The 17,004-nt window shown below is 74.4% G+C and carries 12 protein-coding genes; 4 read left to right on the forward strand and 8 right to left on the reverse strand.

Going from position 1 to position 17,004, the window contains the following annotated elements; translation table 11 throughout:
- Nucleotides 1–49 precede the first annotated feature (49 nt).
- Nucleotides 50–1,096 (forward strand): enoyl-CoA hydratase/isomerase family protein, encoded by a 1,047-nt coding sequence (locus IE241_RS29950; protein ID WP_190024991.1) that lies wholly within the window; start codon nt 50–52, stop codon nt 1,094–1,096.
- 16 nt (nt 1,097–1,112) lie between these two features.
- Here IE241_RS29950 and IE241_RS29955 read toward each other — a convergent pair whose 3' ends face one another.
- From IE241_RS29955 to IE241_RS29980, 6 genes are all read right to left on the reverse strand, one after another.
- Nucleotides 1,113–2,402 (reverse strand): CAP domain-containing protein, encoded by a 1,290-nt coding sequence (locus IE241_RS29955; protein WP_190024992.1) that lies wholly within the window; start codon nt 2,400–2,402, stop codon nt 1,113–1,115.
- Between the two features lie 83 nt (nt 2,403–2,485).
- Nucleotides 2,486–3,481: a methylmalonyl Co-A mutase-associated GTPase MeaB gene (meaB, locus tag IE241_RS29960; RefSeq protein ID WP_190024993.1), complete on the reverse strand. Its 996-nt coding sequence runs from the start codon at nt 3,479–3,481 to the stop codon at nt 2,486–2,488.
- 17 nt (nt 3,482–3,498) lie between these two features.
- Nucleotides 3,499–5,703 carry a methylmalonyl-CoA mutase gene (gene scpA / locus IE241_RS29965; protein ID WP_190024994.1) on the reverse strand — a complete coding sequence of 735 codons (2,205 nt, stop codon included), beginning with the start codon at nt 5,701–5,703 and terminating at the stop codon, nt 3,499–3,501.
- A complete protein-coding gene (gene mutA, locus IE241_RS29970) occupies nt 5,703–7,592 on the reverse strand; it encodes a methylmalonyl-CoA mutase small subunit (protein WP_190024995.1) in 1,890 nt (629 codons plus the stop codon). The genes scpA and mutA overlap by 1 nt, the downstream gene beginning before the upstream one ends.
- A gap of 124 nt (nt 7,593–7,716) precedes the next feature.
- Nucleotides 7,717–8,715, reverse strand: a complete 999-nt coding sequence (locus tag IE241_RS29975) for a CinY protein (protein WP_190024996.1) — start codon at nt 8,713–8,715, stop codon at nt 7,717–7,719.
- 132 nt (nt 8,716–8,847) lie between these two features.
- On the reverse strand, nt 8,848–10,941 hold the full coding sequence (locus IE241_RS29980; protein WP_190024997.1) for a SpoIIE family protein phosphatase: 2,094 nt from the start codon (nt 10,939–10,941) through the stop codon (nt 8,848–8,850).
- Between the two features lie 70 nt (nt 10,942–11,011).
- On the opposite strand from IE241_RS29980, the gene IE241_RS29985 reads away from it, so the two are divergent.
- Nucleotides 11,012–12,442, forward strand: a complete 1,431-nt coding sequence (locus IE241_RS29985) for a lipase maturation factor family protein (RefSeq protein ID WP_190025041.1) — start codon at nt 11,012–11,014, stop codon at nt 12,440–12,442.
- 48 nt (nt 12,443–12,490) lie between these two features.
- Here the strand turns inward: IE241_RS29985 and IE241_RS29990 are convergent, their stop codons facing one another.
- Nucleotides 12,491–13,897 (reverse strand): FAD-dependent monooxygenase, encoded by a 1,407-nt coding sequence (locus tag IE241_RS29990; RefSeq protein WP_190024998.1) that lies wholly within the window; start codon nt 13,895–13,897, stop codon nt 12,491–12,493.
- Between the two features lie 129 nt (nt 13,898–14,026).
- Between IE241_RS29990 and IE241_RS29995 the strand changes: the two genes are divergently transcribed.
- Both IE241_RS29995 and ligD (IE241_RS30000) read left to right on the forward strand, forming a co-directional pair.
- Nucleotides 14,027–15,046 carry a PHP domain-containing protein gene (locus IE241_RS29995; RefSeq protein WP_190025042.1) on the forward strand — a complete coding sequence of 340 codons (1,020 nt, stop codon included), beginning with the start codon at nt 14,027–14,029 and terminating at the stop codon, nt 15,044–15,046.
- A 10-nt stretch (nt 15,047–15,056) separates the two neighbouring features.
- Nucleotides 15,057–16,031, forward strand: coding sequence for a non-homologous end-joining DNA ligase (gene ligD, locus IE241_RS30000; RefSeq protein ID WP_190024999.1), 975 nt, complete (start codon nt 15,057–15,059; stop codon nt 16,029–16,031).
- Nucleotides 16,032–16,098: 67 nt separating this feature from the next.
- Here ligD (IE241_RS30000) and ligD (IE241_RS30005) read toward each other — a convergent pair whose 3' ends face one another.
- Nucleotides 16,099–17,004, reverse strand: coding sequence for a non-homologous end-joining DNA ligase (ligD, locus tag IE241_RS30005; RefSeq protein ID WP_190025000.1), 906 nt, complete (start codon nt 17,002–17,004; stop codon nt 16,099–16,101).

Here is a 17,004-nt window from a genome sequence, read left to right on the forward strand (position 1 = left end):
CCGTGCGCCGCTCGGCCGCCCCGCTCCGCCATCCAGTGAAAGGGGAACGATGACCACCATCGACGACGCCGTACTCCTGCGCCGGGAGGGGCGCGCGGGCCGTATCACCCTCAACCGGCCCCGGACCATCAACGCGCTCACCCACGCCATGGTCCGCCGCATCCACGCCGCCCTGGACGCGTGGGAGCACGACGACGCCGTGACCACGGTCGTGCTCGACGGCGCGGGCGAGCGCGGCCTGTGCGCGGGCGGCGACGTCCGGGCCGTCCACGACGGCGTCCGCGCCGGGCGCAGCGCGGAGGCCAGGGAGTTCTGGCGCGACGAGTACCGGCTCAACGCCCGGATCGCCGCCTACCCCAAGCCGTACGTCGCCCTCATGGACGGCCTCGTGATGGGCGGCGGCGTCGGCCTGTCCGCGCACGGCGGCGTACGGGTCGTCACCGAGCGGTCGGCGGTGGCCATGCCCGAGACGGGCATCGGCTTCACGCCCGACGTCGGCGGCACGTACCTGCTCTCCCGGGCCCCCGGCGAACTGGGCACGCACCTCGCGCTGACGACCTCGCGGATGGGGCCGGGCGACGCCGTACGCGCGGGGTTCGCCGACCACTTCGTCCCGGCGGCGCGACTGGAGGAGTTCGCCGCCGCGCTGGCCGTGTCCGACCCCGCCGAAGCCGTACGGGCCTTCGCCGCCCCGGCCCCCGCCGGCGAACTGGCCGCACAGCAGGAGTGGATCGACCACTGCTACGCGGCCGGCACCGTCGAGGAGATCCTCGACCGGCTCACCGCCAGCGGCGTGACGCAGGCCAAGGAGGCCGCGGAGGCGATCCTGGGCAAGTCGCCCACGGCGCTGAAGGTCACGCTCCGCTCGCTGCGCCGCGCCCGCCGGCTGCCCGGTCTGGCCGAGGTGCTGGAGCAGGAGTACCGCGTGATATGCGCGTCGCTGGCCGACCCCGACCTGCTGGAGGGTATCCGCGCCCAGGTCGTGGACAAGGACCGCTCGCCGCGCTGGGTGCCCGCGCGGCTGGAGGCCGTGACGGACGCCGACGTGGAGCGGCACTTCGCGCCGGCGGACGACGGCGGGCTCGGACTCGCCTGACCCTGCCCGGCCCCGGTCACGTACCGAACAGCTGCGTCCAGTACGTCCCGGCCAGGCTCCCCGTGGCGTAGCCGACCCCTATGTGCGCGAAGTCCGGTTTGAGGATGTTGGCCCGGTGTCCTGGGCTGTTCATCCAGCCCCGGACGACCTCCTGCGCGCTGCGCTGCCCGCACGCGATGTTCTCGCCGATGCCCGGGTGCGGGCACCCCGCCGCCCGCGCCCGGTCCCAGGGCTCGCGCCCCTCCGGTGAGGTGTGGGCGTAGAAGTCGCGGGCGACCATGTCGTCGCTGTGCGCCTGCGCGGCAGCGGCCAGCCGGGGGTCGGCGGCCAGCGGGCGCAGACCGGCCGCGGCGCGCTCGGCGTTGGTGAGGGCGGTGACCTCGGCGGCCAGCCGGGCGAGCCCGCCTGCGGTCAGGGGCGCGGCCCACACGGCGGTCCAGTAGGTGTCCCCGGACAGTGCCGCTGCACGACCCACGCCGACGTGGACGACGGCCGGGTCCCGGAACGGCAGCGCGCGGTCGGCCCCGCCCAGGCAGTAGGCGACGAACTCGTCCGGGGTGCGCGGGCCGGAGACGAGGTGCTCGGTGACGGTCAGGCAACGGTAGCCGGTGGCGGCAATCCGGTGGTAGAGCGACGTCCCGTCCGGGCTCTCGGCGGCGAGGCGGCCCTGCGCGGCCATGGCCGCGGCGTGCGCGCCGGCCGCGGCGGCCAGCCGGGGGTCGCCGGTCACGGGCGGCGATCCGGCCGCGGACCGCTCGGCGTTCACGAGGGCGGCGAAGCCGTCGTCCACCGCGTCCGGCGTGTGCGCCGCGTGCACCCCGTCTCCCTCGTCCGCCACGTCCACGCCGAAGTCCCTGGCCACGCCCGCGAGTCCGTCCGCGTAGCCCTGGCCCAGGGCCCGTATCTTCCAACCGGTGCCGCGCCGGTAGAGCTCGGCGAGCATCAGTACGGTCTCCGGGCCGGGGCGCGGCGGCGCGAACCTGGCCAGGACCCCGCCGCCGCTTCCTGCGACGCTCAGGACGGGCAGGGGCAATGCCCCGAGCCGTGTGCCGGGGTCGGCCGGGCTCACCACGACCGTGACCCGCGCGGCCCCGTGCCGCAGCCCCCGCGGATCGACGGTGACGGTGTCACCGCTGATCCGGGCCCCGGGCGCGGACGGCTGGTTGTAGAAGACGAAGTCCCCGTCCCCTTCGACCCTTCCGTTCTCGCCGGTGATGATGACCGAAAGGTCGAAGGGGCCGGGCACCCGGAGGGTGAGCGGGCCGGCGGGCAACGCCGCGTTGCCTCCGGCGAGCAGGTCGTTCATCACGGCTCCTCCGAACACGGCCGCCTTTCGGCCGGTGCGGTGGAAAACGTGCCGTACGTCCGGGAGGTTCCCCGGGCCGGTGCTCAGTCCGGGGCAGTGGTGCGGAACGCCTCCAGCAACCGCTCCGCCGCCAGGCTCGCCGGCAGCGTGCCCTCGCGCACCTGCCGTTCGATGCCCGGGCCGGCCGCCCGGACCGCTGGGTGGTCGCGCAGTTCGTTCAGGAGCTGTTCGCGGACCATCGTCCAGACCCAGTCGACCTGCTGCTCGCGGCGCCGCGCGGCCAGCGCCCCGGTGCTCTCCTGGACGCGCCGGTGCTGCTCCAGCCGGTCCCAGAGGACGTCCAGGCCGGTGTTCTCGCGGGCGCTGCAGGTCAGCACGGGAGGGTTCCAGGCGGCGTCCGGCGGCTGCAGCAGGCGCAGCGCCCCGGCCAGTTCGCGCGCGGCGGCCTTGGCGTCGCGCTCGTGGGGGCCGTCGGCCTTGTTGACGGCGACGATGTCCGCCAGTTCGAGGACGCCCTTCTTGATGCCCTGGAGCTGGTCGCCGGTACGGGCGAGGGTGAGCATGAGGAAGCTGTCGACCATGTCGGCCACGGCCGTCTCGGACTGGCCGACGCCGACGGTCTCCACCAGCACGACGTCGTAGCCGGCGGCCTCCATGACCACGATGGTCTCGCGGGTGGCGCGGGCCACGCCGCCGAGGGTGCCGGCCGTGGGCGAGGGCCGGACGAAGGCGGCCGGGTCGACGGCGAGGCGCTCCATGCGGGTCTTGTCGCCCAGGATGCTGCCGCCGGTCCGGCTGGAGGACGGGTCGACGGCCAGGACCGCGACGCGGTGGCCGAGGCCGGTCAGCATCGTGCCGAAGGCGTCGATGAAGGTGGACTTGCCGACGCCCGGCACGCCGGTGATGCCGATCCGCCGGGCCGCTCCCGCGTGCGGGAGCAGCTCGGTCAGCATCCGCTGGGCGAGGGCCCGGTGCTCGGCCCGGGTGGACTCGACGAGGGTGATGGCGCGGGCGACGACCGCGCGCTTGCCGTCGAGCACGCCCTTCACGTAGGCGTCGATGTCGATCGTCCGCGCCATGTGTCAGGAACCCCTGCTCACAGTTCGTGGCCGAGGACCCCGGCGAGGGTCTTCAGCAGGTCGTGGGCGGCGTCCGGGATGACCGTGCCGGGCGGGAAGACCGCGGCGGCGCCCATCTCCAGGAGCGTGGGGACGTCCTGCGGCGGGATGACGCCGCCGACGACGATCATGATGTCCTCGCGCCCCTGCTCGGCCAGCTGTTCGCGCAGCGCCGGTACGAGCGTGAGGTGGCCGGCCGCGAGCGAGGAGACGCCGACGATGTGCACGTCGGCCTCCACCGCCTGCCGGGCGACCTCCTCGGGCGTCTGGAAGAGCGGGCCGACGTCGACGTCGAAGCCGAGGTCGGCGAAGGCGGTGGCGATGACCTTCTGGCCGCGGTCGTGGCCGTCCTGGCCCATCTTGGCGACGAGGATGCGCGGGCGGCGCCCGTCCTCCTGCTCGAACGCCTCGACCAGGGCGCGGGTGCGCTCCACGCCGGACGACGGGCCGGCCTCTTCGCGGTACACACCGGAGATCGTACGGATCTGCCCGGCGTGCCGTCCGTAGACCTTCTCCAGTGCGTCGGAGATCTCACCGACGGTCGCCTTGGCGCGGGCGGCGTTCACGGCCAGGGCGAGGAGGTTGCCTTCGAGCCCCTGGCCGGATCCGGCCTCGGCGGCCCTGGTGAGCGCGTGCAGGGCGTCCTGGCAGGCCGTCTCGTCGCGCTCGGCGCGCAGCCGCCGCAGCTTCTCGATCTGCTGGGTGCGCACGGAGGAGTTGTCGACCTTGAGGACCTCGATCTGCTCGTCGCTGTCGACCCGGTACTTGTTGACGCCGATGACGGGCTGGCGCCCGGAGTCGATACGGGCCTGGGTGCGGGCCGCGGCCTCCTCGACGCGCAGCTTGGGGATGCCCGCGTCGATGGCCTGGGCCATGCCGCCCGCGGCCTCGACCTCCTCGATGTGCTGCCAGGCGCGCCGCGCGAGGTCGTGGGTGAGCCGCTCGACGTAGGCGCTGCCGCCCCACGGGTCGATGACCCGGCAGGTCCCGGACTCCTGCTGCAGCAGCAGCTGGGTGTTGCGGGCGATGCGCGCGGAGAAGTCGGTGGGCAGGGCGAGGGCCTCGTCCAGGGCGTTGGTGTGCAGCGACTGGGTGTGCCCCTGGGTCGCGGCCATGGCCTCCACGCACGTACGGGCCACGTTGTTGAAGACGTCCTGCGCGGTCAGCGACCAGCCCGACGTCTGCGAGTGGGTGCGCAGCGACAGCGACTTGGCGTTCTGCGGCTCGAAGCGCTTGACGAGCCGGGCCCACAGCAGGCGGGCCGCGCGCAGCTTGGCGATCTCCATGAAGAAGTTCATGCCGATCGCCCAGAAGAAGGAGAGCCGGGGCGCGAACGCGTCGACGTCCAGGCCCGCTTCGATGCCCGCCTTCAGGTACTCCACTCCGTCGGCGAGGGTGTAGGCGAGCTCCAGGTCGGCCGTGGCCCCGGCCTCCTGGATGTGGTAGCCGGAGATGGAGATGGAGTTGTAGCGCGGCATCTTCTGCGAGGTGTACGCGAAGATGTCGGAGATGATCCGCATCGAGGGCGTCGGCGGATAGATGTAGGTGTTGCGGACCATGAACTCCTTGAGGATGTCGTTCTGGATGGTCCCGGCCAGCTTCTCGGGCGGTACGCCCTGCTCCTCGGCGGCGACGATGTAGAGGGCGAGGACGGGCAGCACGGCGCCGTTCATCGTCATCGACACGCTCATCTTGTCCAGCGGGATGCCGTCGAAGAGCTGCCGCATGTCGTAGATGGAGTCGATGGCCACGCCCGCCATGCCGACGTCGCCGGTGACGCGCGGGTGGTCGCTGTCGTAGCCGCGGTGGGTCGGCAGGTCGAAGGCGACGGACAGGCCCTTCTGACCGGCCGCCAGGTTGCGCCGGTAGAAGGCGTTGGACTCCTCGGCGGTGGAGAATCCGGCGTACTGCCTGATGGTCCAGGGCTGGTTGACGTACATCGTCGGGTACGGGCCGCGCAGGTAGGGCGCGATGCCGGGGTACGTGCCGAGGAAGTCGAGCCCGTGCAGGTCGTCGGCGGTGTAGAGCGGTTTGACGCCGATGCCCTCGGGCGTCTCCCAGACCAGGTCCTCGGCGCTCTTGCCCGTGGCCTCCTTCAGGGCCGCGCGCCACTGGCCGGGGTCGGCCGCCCGGCCGGCGTCCGCCGGGCCCAGCTCGATTCCGGAGAAGTCGGGAACGGGCATCACGCGACTCCGATGCAGTCGAGGACGGAGGAGAGGACGGCGACCGCGTCACCACCGGCGAAGACGAACTCGTCGACCCCCGCCCGCAGATACGCCTCCCGCTGCTCGCCGCCGGGCTTCCCGGCGAGGAACACCCGCTGCGCGCCTGCCGCCTTGAGGGCGGCGGCGACGGCTTCGGCCTGCTCGGCGTAGAGCTTGTCGCTGGAGCACAGGCAGGCCACGCCGGCGCCGCTGCGCGCGAACGCCTCGGCGACGGAGTCCGCGTCGACCGTGGCGGGGTCGTGCACGGGCTCGATGCCGCCGGCCTGGAAGAGGTTGGCGGCGAAGGTGGCCCGGCCGGTGTGGGCGGCGGCGGGGCCGAGCGCGGCGAGGAAGACGCGGGGGCGGGCCCCGGTCGCGGCGAGGTGGGCGTCGGAGCGGGCGCGCAGGGCCTCGTAGGCCTCGTCGCGCCGGACCCGGGGCAGGCCCCCGCCGGGGGCCTCGGGTGCGGGCTCGCGCTGCAGCGGCTGCTCGCCGAGGTGCGGGAACTCGCTGACGCCGGTGACCGGTTCGCGCCGGGTCGCCAGGTCCGCGGAGCGGCGGGCCCAGGTCGCGGCGAGCCGCTCGGCCACCAGGCCGGAGCGCAGCGCAGCGGCCTGGCCGCCGGCGCGCTCCAGCTCCTGGAACCAGGCCCATGCGGCGTGCGCGAGCTCGTCGGTGAGCCGCTCGACGTACCAGGAGCCGCCGGCGGGGTCGATGACCCGGGCCAGGTGGGACTCCTCCAGCAGCACCGAGGAGGTGTTGCGGGCGATGCGGCGGGCGAAGGCGTCGGGCAGGCCGGCGGCGTCGTCGAAGGGCAGGACGGTGACGGCGTCGGCGCCGCCCACGCCCGCGCCGAGACAGGCGACGGTGGTGCGCAGCATGTTCACCCACGGGTCCCGGCGGGTCATCATCACCGTGGAGGTGACGGCGTGCTGGCGCTGGGCGGCGGCCGCGGTGACGGCTCCGCTGACCTCGGCGACGCGGGCCCACAGGCGGCGGGCGGCGCGCAGTTTGGCGATGGTGAGGAACTGGTCGGCGGTGGCCGCGTAGCGGAACTCCAGCTGCGCGCAGGCCTGATCCACCGTCAGCCCGGCGGCGGTGAGCGTACGGAGGTAGGCGACGCCGGTGGCCAGCGAGCAGCCGAGCTCCTGGGCGGCGGACCCGCCGGCCTCGTGGTAGGGCAGGGCGTCGACGGTCAGGGCGCGCAGGCCGGGCCGGCCGTCGGCGCACAGGGCGGCGAGGGCGGCCGCGGCGGCCAGGGGCGCCCCGGGGTCGGCGCCGGTGCCGGTGCGGGCCAGGGTGCCGAGCGGGTCGGCGCCGAGGTTGCCGAGGGCGGCGCGGGGGGCGAGGCCGCGCTCGTCGTACAGGCGCAGCAGTTCCCGGGCGGCCGCCTCGAAGTCCCCGCCCGCGTCGAGGACGACGGGGGCGAGGTCGAGGTAGACGCCGTCGAGGGCGGTGGCGATGCCGTCGACGGGAAGGCCGGCGGGACCGGCGGTCAGCCAGAGGGAGGTGACGCCGTTCTCGAGGTCGGCGAGCACCGCTTCGTTGGCCTGCCGGGGGTCCGGGTGGGCGTGGCGCTGGCGCACGTCCCAGCCGGTCGCGGCCGTCCCCTCGGCCCGTCCGCCGCGGACGAACGGGGCGAACCCCGGGTATCCGGGCGCGGCGGGGGCGTCGTCGGCGGTGTAGAGCGGGCCGGTTACGAGCCCGTCCTGGAGTTCGGTGGCGAGTGCCGCCTCGGCAGCCGGGCCGGATGCGTCAGCCGCGCCCGCTTTGCGCAGTACACCCTCCACCAGGCGCTGCCATTGCTCGCGGGTGGGGTCCGGGAACTCGGCGGCCAGGGGGAAGCCTTCGTCAGGCAGGACCGTCATGGTGGGAAGGCTAGGGGAGCCGGGGCGCCCTGCAGCAGTGGCAACTGCTGTGACCTTGGCCTCTTCGCCCCGGCCCCCGGCTGCCGGGATCGTGATGTACGCGTCGGTTCCGTCCGGAGGGGCGCTAACAGGTACGGGCCGGGTCGTCGTGCGTCAGCACACAGGCGGCGCGCTCGCCGCGCTCCTTGCCGTAGCGGGTGACGAGGGCGGTGCGGAAGTCGGCCCACTGGCGGCGGGTGTCGGTGACGGCGCCCTGGACGGCCCGGTCGAAGTTGCCGCCGGTCTTGCCGCGCGCGGTGCCGGGGCTGCCGGTGGCGCCGGTGACGGGGTCGACGAGACCGCTGTCCTTGTTGAGGTCACCGTGCTGGACGCGGCCGGAGCAGCCGAGCGGTACGAGGGAGAAGCAGCCGGTGGTCAGGCCTGCGGGGACGGCCGTGCTCTGCGGCGGCTGCCCGCCGCCGAGGGCGAACAGCGCGGAGGGTGCGGGGAGGTTCAGCCCGGGCGGGTTGTTCTTGCCGGTGGGGCGGCCGGGGTCGGCCTTGTCGGTCCAGTTGCTGTGGGAGTAGAAGTCCTGGACGCCGTGGAGGGCACGGCCGAATCCCTCGACGGCCTCGCACTTGTTGCGGCCGGGCACGCCGAGGGTGAAGGTGCAGTCCTTGGCGAGGTCGGTCTCGCGGGCGGCGACGCTGCCGTCGGCGCCCAGGGTTCCGCCGGCGGCGGTGACGCCTTCGGCGAAGCGGGCCTGCAGGCGGGCGACGCAGGCGAGCAGCTCCTTGGTCGCCTGGTCGCGGGTGCGGGCGTAGCCGGGCTGCGCGAGGTAGTCGGCGTTGTCGCAGTGCGCGGCCGGGCTGAGGATCTCGTCGGTGTCGGGGGCCCCGACGGCGCCGAAGGTGCCTGCGCGGCCCGCTATCTGGTCCAGGGAGCGGGGCTCGAAGCAGCTGCCGTCGGAGGGGGTGCCGGGCGGGCAGGCCAGGGCCGCGCGCGTGATGTGTTCGTGCTCGGCGTGCTGGCCGAGGGTGTTGACGGTGCCGAACGCCCGGGCGGGCGGCGCCTGGACGGCCATCAGCATCGGTGCGGCCAGGACGGTCGCGCCGAGGAAGACGAAGGGGGTGAGTCTGCGCATGCTCCCGAACCCTTTTCGTGATCTTGGGGGGTGGAGAGCACAGTTGACCCGGAACGGCACGTACTACGCAATTCAGCGTGACTGAGGCAACGATTCCGGTGGCGGCGGCCGACGACGGGAGCCGACGGACCGTCAGGCGGCGTCCTCGGCCACGTCGTGCCGCCCCGGGACCACGAACTCGCACCACACGCACTTGCCCGAGCCGCGGGACTCGACCCCCCACACGTCGGCGAGCCGGTCGACCAGCAGCAGCCCCCGCCCCGACACCCCCGACTCCCCCGGCTCCCGGCGGCGCGGCAGCGTGCTGGACTTGTCCTCGACGTCGACGCGCACCCGCCGTTCGGGGCCGGTGAGGATGCGGATGGTCACCACGGCCGCGCCGTCGGTGTGCAGCAGGGCGTTGGTCACCAGCTCGTCGGCGACCAGCTCGATCTCGTCGGAGCGCTCCCGGGCGCCCCAGGCCCGTACGGCGGCGCGGATCATGTGGCGGGCCGCGGAGAGGGCCTCGGGGTCGGCCGGGGCGATGTGCTGCTGGAGGCGGCCGCCGCCCTGGGTCGCCGCGCCCTGGCGGCGCAGCAGCAGGACGGCCATGTCGTCCTCGCCGACGCGCTCGCCGATCACGTCGCAGAGCCGGTCGGCCAGCTGGTGGAGCTCGTAGGGGCCGGCGCGGACGACCGCGGACAGCCGCTGCATGCCTTCGTCGAGGTCGGAGCCCGGCTGTTCGACGAGGCCGTCGGTGAACATCAGCAGGGTCTCGCCCGGGTCGATCTCCACCGTGGTCACGGGGTAGTCGAGCCGGCCGAACTCGGCCGAGAGGCCGAGCGGCAGCCCGCCGGAGACGGGCAGGCGCCGGCAGGTGCCGTCGGTGTGCCGCAGCAGGGGGTCGATGTGACCCGCGCGCACCAGCTGGACGACGCCGGTGGACAGGTCGGCCTCGGCGTAGGCGCAGGTGGCGAAGCGGTCGGTGTCGAGATCGTGGAGGAAGGAGGAGGCGCGGGCCATGACGGTGGCCGGGGCGTGCCCCTCGGTGGCGTACGCCCGCAGGACGATACGCAGCTGGCCCATGACGGCGGCGGCCTGGGTGTCGTGCCCCTGGACGTCTCCGATGACGGCGCCGACCCGCCCGCCGGGCAGGGGGATCACGTCGTACCAGTCGCCGCCGATGTCGCGTCCCATGCGGGCCGAGCGGTAGCGGACGGCGATCTGCGCGCCGGGGATCTCGGGGATGTGGCGCGGCAGCATGGACTGCTGCAGGCCCTCGGCGAGGTCGTGCTCCTGGTCGTAGAGCATGGCGCGGGCGATGGACTGCGAGAGGCTGCTGGAGAGGGCGATCAGCAGGTTGCGCTCCTGCTGGGTGAAGCCGCGGGTCTCCCGGTAGAGCAGCCCGATGGCGCCGACGGGGCGGGCCTGGGCGATGAGCGGGAGGTAGGCGGCGGAGGAGATGCCGGTGTCCTTGATGCGCTCCCACAGCCAGGGGTAGGAGCCGGCGAACTCCTCGCGGGACTCGATGAAGCGCGGGGCCATCGTGCGGATGACGTCGCTCATGGGGAAGTTGTCGTCGATGCGGGTCCAGCGGGTGCCGGGGACGTAGTGCTCGCCGGGGCCCTCGGCGACCATGTGGATCCGGCCCGCCTCGACGATGCCGAGGACGAGCAGGTCGGAGCCGAGGTGCTGGACCGCCCGGTCGTCGCGGAAGAAGTCGATGACGTCCTGGACGGTGCGCGCGTGGGCGAGGGCGGCGGTGAGGGTCTCCACGATGGTCGTGTGCGTCAGGCGGTTCTCGTCCCGCCTGACGACGGAGTGGCCGAGCTCCTCGGCGGCGTCGCGGACGATGCCGATGATGCGGTGCGGGTGGCCCTCCCCGTCGCGCCGGATCCGGCCCTGGGTGTACGTCCAGTGCAGAGTGCCGTCGGGGGCGCGGATGCGGTAGTAGGCGCTGTAGGTCTCGCGGCCCTCCTTCAGGGCCCGGGTGACCTGCGCGTCGAGGTCGGCGGCGTCGGAGCGCAGGACCTTGCCGGTCAGACCGGAGAGGCGGCCGTTGAACTCCTCGGGCGTCAGGGCGAAGAGCTCCAGGGCGGAGGCGTCCATGTGCAGCACGCCGGTGTCGAGGTCCCAGTCGAAGCCGCCCATGCGGTTGAGGGCGAGCGTGAGCTCCGGGCGAGCGGGCCAGTCGTCCGGCACGGACCCGGCCGGCACGGCGGCAGGCGTCGCTCCCCGATCAACCATAGAGCTACTCTGACACCTTTTGCCCGTTTCTTCGATGCGACTGCGCGCTCCGGAGTGGTACGGATACGCCATGGAGTGGTTCACGGTCTCCGGGTACTGGCTGAGCAGGCTGGTGCTGCAGCGTGCGCTCGCCGGCGTCTACCTGGTGGCCTTCCTGGCGGCGGCCCTCCAGTTCCGCGCCCTCATCGGCGAGCGGGGGATGCTGCCGGTGCCGCGCTTCGTGCGCCACGTGCCCTTCGGCAGGGCTCCCGGCGTCTTCCAGCTGCACTACTCGGACCGGTTCTTCGCGGCATGGGCGTGGGCGGGCGCCGCGCTGGCGGCCGCGGTGGCGGCGGGCGCGGCGGACGCGGTGCCCCTGTGGGCGGCGATGGCGATGTGGGCCGCCCTGTGGGTGATGTACCTGTCGATCGTCAACGTGGGCCAGACCTGGTACGGCTTCGGCTGGGAGTCGCTGCTGCTGGAGGCCGGATTCCTCGCGGTGTTCCTGGGCAACGCCCGCACGGACCCGCCGGTCCTCGTGCTGTGGCTGATGCGCTGGCTGGTCTTCCGCGTCGAGTTCGGCGCAGGGCTGATCAAGATGCGCGGCGACCCCTGCTGGCGGGACCTGACCTGCCTGTACTACCACCACGAGACCCAGCCCATGCCGGGCCCGCTGAGCTGGTTCTTCCACCGTCTGCCGCGGCCGCTGCACCGCGTCGAGACGGCCGCGAACCACATCGCCCAGCTCGTCGTGCCGGTCGCGCTCTTCACCCCGCAGCCCGTCGCGAGCACGGCCGCCGCCGTGATCATCTGCACCCAGCTCTGGCTCGTCGCCTCCGGCAACTTCTCCTGGCTCAACTGGCTGACCATCGTCATGGCCCTCGCCGCGGTCGACGGCTCCGCGGCGGCGGAGCTCTTCGGCCTGCCGGCGCACTCCCCGGCGCCCCCTCCGCCGGGCTGGTACGAGGGCCTCGTCATCGCCGCGACCGCGCTCGTGGCCGTGCTGAGCTGGTGGCCGGTGCGCAACATGCTCTCGCGGCAGCAGCGGATGAACATGTCCTTCAACGCCTTCCACCTGGTCAACACCTACGGGGCGTTCGGCAGCATCAACCGCAGGCGCTACGAGGTGGTGGTCGAGGGCACCGACGAGGAGCGGATCGGGCCGGACACGGTCTGGAAGGAGTACGGCTTCAAGGGCAAGCCCGGCGACCTGCGGCGGCTGCCCCGCCAGTACGCCCCGTACCACCTGCGGCTCGACTGGATGATGTGGTTCGCCGGGATCTCCCCCGCCTACGCCGAGCCGTGGTTCGGCCCCTTCGTGGAGCGACTGCTGACGGGCGACCGGGCCACCCTGCGGCTGCTGCGGCACAACCCCTTCCCCGGCGCCCCGCCGACCCACGTACGGGCTCGGCTCTACCTCTATCGCTTCACCACGTGGCAGGAGCGGCGGGAGTCCGGTGCCTGGTGGCACCGCACGCTGCGGGGCGAGTTCCTGCCGGCGGTGGCGCTGCGGCGCGATTGAGCCTCCGGCGGAATGCGCCGCCGCCGCAACCGGCGTGTGCGTCATGGGTCAGGAGCCGCGCCGCGAGGCCAGCCCGCACAGGGCCAGCTCGGCGGCCGTGATCGACGGCTCGCTGCGCACGGCGCCGCCGGGCCCGCGCAGCACGCCGAGCACGACAGACGGCTTGACCAGGGCCGTCATCGGCGCGGACAGCGTCATCACATCGAAGAGGGAGCGCATGACGACCGGGTTCACGGTCGCGGTGCGCATCAGGCGCTGGACGTAGCCGCGCAGCAGCCGGGCCGCGGCCGGGGGCCGCTCGCCGATCGCGCCGGGGTAGTTGATGTCCTCGCCGGTGGCCAGGTCCCACGGGCTGCCCGCGGTGCGGCCGACCGCGTGCTGGATGCGCCGGGCCAGGCCGGGCGAGCCCAGGCCCTGACCGGCCAGGATGCCGTGGATCGCGACCGCGCTGTGGGCGGCCACGGACATGCCCTGCCCGTAGACGGGGTTGAACGTCGCGACGGCGTCCCCCACCACCGCGAACCCCTCCGGCCAGGCGGACATGCGCTCGAAGTAGCGCCGGCGGTTGACGGTGCTGCGGGTGAGGTGGACGTCGGTCAGCGGCTCGCGGTCCGCGATCAGATCGGCGATCAGGGGGTGGCGCAGGCTGCGTACGAACGGCTCGAACTCCCCGGCCTCCCGCGAGGGTTCGCCGCCGCGCGTGCCGCAGGCCGTCAGCAGCCAGCGACCGCCCTCGACGGGAACCATCGTCGCGCCCTGGCCCGGCTCCCGGCCATGCGGATCCGCCTGGACGCTGACCACGGGGAAGCGCTCGCTGCCGACGGGCGCCCGGAAGATCCGGGTCACGTAGACCATGCCGGTGTCGACGGTCTCCTCGTGCGCGGGGTGCAGCCCGAGCTCGGTGAGGCGGCGCGCGGCCTGGGAGCCGCGCCCGGAGGCGTCGACCACCAGATCCGCCTCCAGCGCCTCCGCGGAGTGACTGCCGGCCGTGCGGACCTTCACGCCGGTGACCCGCTGTGCGCCACCGAGCAGCGCGAGGGCGTCCGTCTCCTCGCGGAGCGTGACGCCGGGCAGGGCCAGGACCTGCTCGCGGACGACCATGTCCAGCAGATCGCGCGTGCAGGCCATCAGGAACTGCGTGCCCGGCCAGCGCGGGTACCAGCCGTGCGGGCCCATCGCCACCAGCCCGGTCCCCAGCGGGATCCGGCGGGCCCCCGCGCGCACCCACCCCTCGATCGTGCCGGGCAGCAGGGACTCCACCGCCCGGGCGCCGCCGGACATCATCAGGTGCGCGTGCCGCGCCTGCGGCAGACCCTTGCGCGGCTCCATCCCCTCGGGCAGCCGGTCGCGCTCCACGATCACGACCTCGCCGGCGTGCCGGGCGAGCGCGGCCGCGGCCAGCATGCCGGCCATGCCCGCGCCGAGGACCACCGCGCGGCCCCTGTTCTCTGTCATGCCCCCACCCTCCCCACCGCGCACGGCGCCTACTCACCGGTTCACCCGAGGGTGCACGCCCCGCGCGGCATGCGCGCGCCCCGCGGATCGCGCACCGTAGGACGTGGGGCGAAGGAGGCGGTGAGCGCGATGGACCCGGTGGAGGCACTGGACCGGATCGCCTTCCTGCTGGAGCGCACGGACGCGCCCACGTACCGGGTCAAGGCGTTCCGTACGGCCTCCGAGGTGATCGCCGGGCTGCCGGAGGAGGACGTACGGCGCAGGGCGGCCGCGGGCACGCTGACCGCCGAGAAGGGCATCGGCCCCAAGACCGCCGGCGTGGTGGCCGAGGCCCTCGCCGGGCGCGTACCCGGGTACCTGGCCAAGCTGGAGGAGGAGGCGGCGCAGGAGCCGCTGGCCGAGGGCGGCGAGACCCTGCGCGCGGCGCTGCGCGGCGACTGCCACCTGCACTCGGACTGGTCCGACGGCGGCAGCCCGATCGAGGCCATGGCCCGCGCGGCGCGCGGCCTCGGACACGAGTGGGCGGTGCTGACCGACCACTCCCCCCGGCTGACCATCGCCCGGGGGCTGACCGCGGAGCGGCTGCGCTCCCAGCTCGGCGTGGTCGCCGAGGTGAACGAGAGGCTCGGCGACGGCTTCCGGCTGCTGCGGGGCATCGAGTGCGACATCCTCGACGACGGCTCGCTCGACCAGGAGCCCGGCCTGCTCGGCGAGCTCGACGTCGTCGTCGCCTCGGTGCACTCCAAGCTGCGCATGGACGCGGACGCCATGACCCGCCGGCTGGTCGGAGCCGTGGCCAACCCCCTGGTGGACATCCTCGGGCACTGCACCGGGCGGCTGCTGGCGGGCCGGGGACGGCCCGAGTCCGCCTTCGACGCGGCCATGGTCTTCGCCGCGTGCGCCCGCTTCGGGACCGCCGTGGAGATCAACTGCCGCCCCGAGCGGCTGGACCCTCCCCGTCGTCTGATCCGCCGGGCGCTGGACGCGGGCGTGCTGTTCTCGATCGACAGCGACGCGCACGCCCCCGGTCAGCTCGACTGGCAGATCCACGGCTGCGCCCGCGCCGAGGAGTGCGGGGTGCCCGCCGAACGCGTCATCACGACGTGGACGGCGCCCCGGCTGCTGGAGTGGGCGCGCGGGAAGCGCTAGGCGGCAGGCGATGGCCCCCACCGCCGCACGCACCCCGGCCGCGCCGCCCGCGATCCGGCCGATGCTGGCGACCCCCGCGCCCCTGCCCCCCGCGGCCGAGGAGGCGGCGTGGGCCTTCGAGGTCAAGTGGGACGGGATCCGCCTGGTCGTGGGCGTGCCCGGGGACGGCACCGCCCGGCCGGTCACCCGCGCCGGCAACGACGCGACCGTGACGTACCCCGAACTGCAGGCCCTGGGAGAGCGGCTGCGCGGCCGGCCCGCGGTCCTCGACGGCGAGGTCGTCGCCCTGGACGGGGCGGGGCGGCCCGACTTCGGGCTGCTCCAGCGCCGCATGGGCGTCACCGACCCGCGGCGGGCGGCCCGCCTCGCGGCGGAGTACCCCGTACGCCTCATGCTGTTCGACCTCATGCACCTCGACGGCCGGTCCCTGCTGGGCCTCCCCTACCGGGAGCGGCGCGCGGTCCTGGAGGGCCTGGGCCTCGCGGGCCCGGCCTGGTCGGTGCCGGCCGCCGTGGAGGGGCACGGGCGGCAGGCCTGGGAGGCCACGCTCGAAGGCGGGTTCGAGGGCGTCGTCGCGAAGAAGCTCACCTCCCTCTACACGCCGGGCGTCCGGTCATCCGAATGGCGCAAGACCAAGCACGTCGTCACCCTCGACGTGGTCATCGGCGGCTGGGCCCAGGGCCGCGGCGCCCTCTCCGGGCTGCCCGGGGCGGTCCTCGTCGGCGTCGAGGAGCCGGAGGGCCTGCGGTACGCCGGCTCCGTCGGATCGGGGCTGTCCGAGCGCGAACGCCGGGACCTCGCCCGCTACCTGTCGGTGATCCCGCGCGCGGACCCGCCGTTCGCCGGTCCCGTCGACGTGCCGGGTGCGCAGTGGGTCGAGCCCCGGCTCGTCGCCGAGGTCGTCTTCTCCGGCTGGACGGCGTCCGGCCGCCTCCGGCACCCTGTCTGGCACCGGCTGCGCCCCGATCTGACGCGGCTCGGCTGACGCAGCCCGGCGACACGGCTTCGCTGACGCCGCCCGACCGGCTCGGCTCGGCCGGCGCCGGGGGGCGTCACGGGAGGGGCGCGCGGGTGGCGTCGCCGGTGAGCGAGGCCAGCAGGTCCCCGTACGTCTCCGCCCGGTCCAGCACCTGCTCGGGGGTGAACGCGAGCTCGTCCGGGTCCCGGCAGGCGGCGACCTCGTCCCAGGTGACCGGGGCGGCCACCCCGGGGCTGCCCTCCCGCAGCCGCACGGTATAGGGCGCGGCGGTGGTCTTGGCGCTCGCGTTCTGCGACCAGTCGATGAGGACCTTCCCCCGGCGTTCGACGCGCGCCATGGAGACCACGACGAGGCCGGGGTGCTCGCCCATCATGCGGGCGGCCAGCGCCTTGGCGTAGCCGCCGGCGTCCCGGCCGGACGCGGCGCGGACCGGCGCGTACAGGTGCAGGCCCTTGGAGCCGGAGACGACGGCGTGGGCGGTGAGCCCGTCGTCCTCCAGGAGCTGACGCAGCCGCTGGGCGACCCGGCAGCAGACCACGAGGTCGGCGCCCGGGCCGGGGTCCAGGTCCAGGACGAGCCGGTCGTGGCCGTCGGGGCCGGCGGTCGCCGTCCACTGCGGGACGTGCACCTCGTACGCGCCGAGGTTGGCCATCGCGACCAGGGCGGCCGTGGTGTCGATGACGACCTGCTCGGTGACGCCCTCGCGGTGCTCCACCGGAACGACCCGCACCCACCCGGGCTTGCCGCCGGGCGGGTTCTTGGCGACCCAGCTCTGCCCGCCCGGACCCTCCGGGGCGCGGACGAAGGAGGCGGGCCGGTCGGCCGTGTGCGCCACCATCACCGGGGCGATGCGTGCGTAGTACTGCAGCACCTGCGCCTTGGTGTGGCCCGATGCCGGGAAGAGCACCCGGTCGAGGTGGGTCAGGGCCAGCCGGTGGCCCCCGATCTCCACCGCCTGCCGCTCCGGGGAGACGGACAT

Origin of the sequence: Streptomyces hiroshimensis (assembly GCF_014650335.1) — a bacterium.
In the GTDB taxonomy this organism is placed as follows: domain Bacteria; phylum Actinomycetota; class Actinomycetes; order Streptomycetales; family Streptomycetaceae; genus Streptomyces; species Streptomyces hiroshimensis.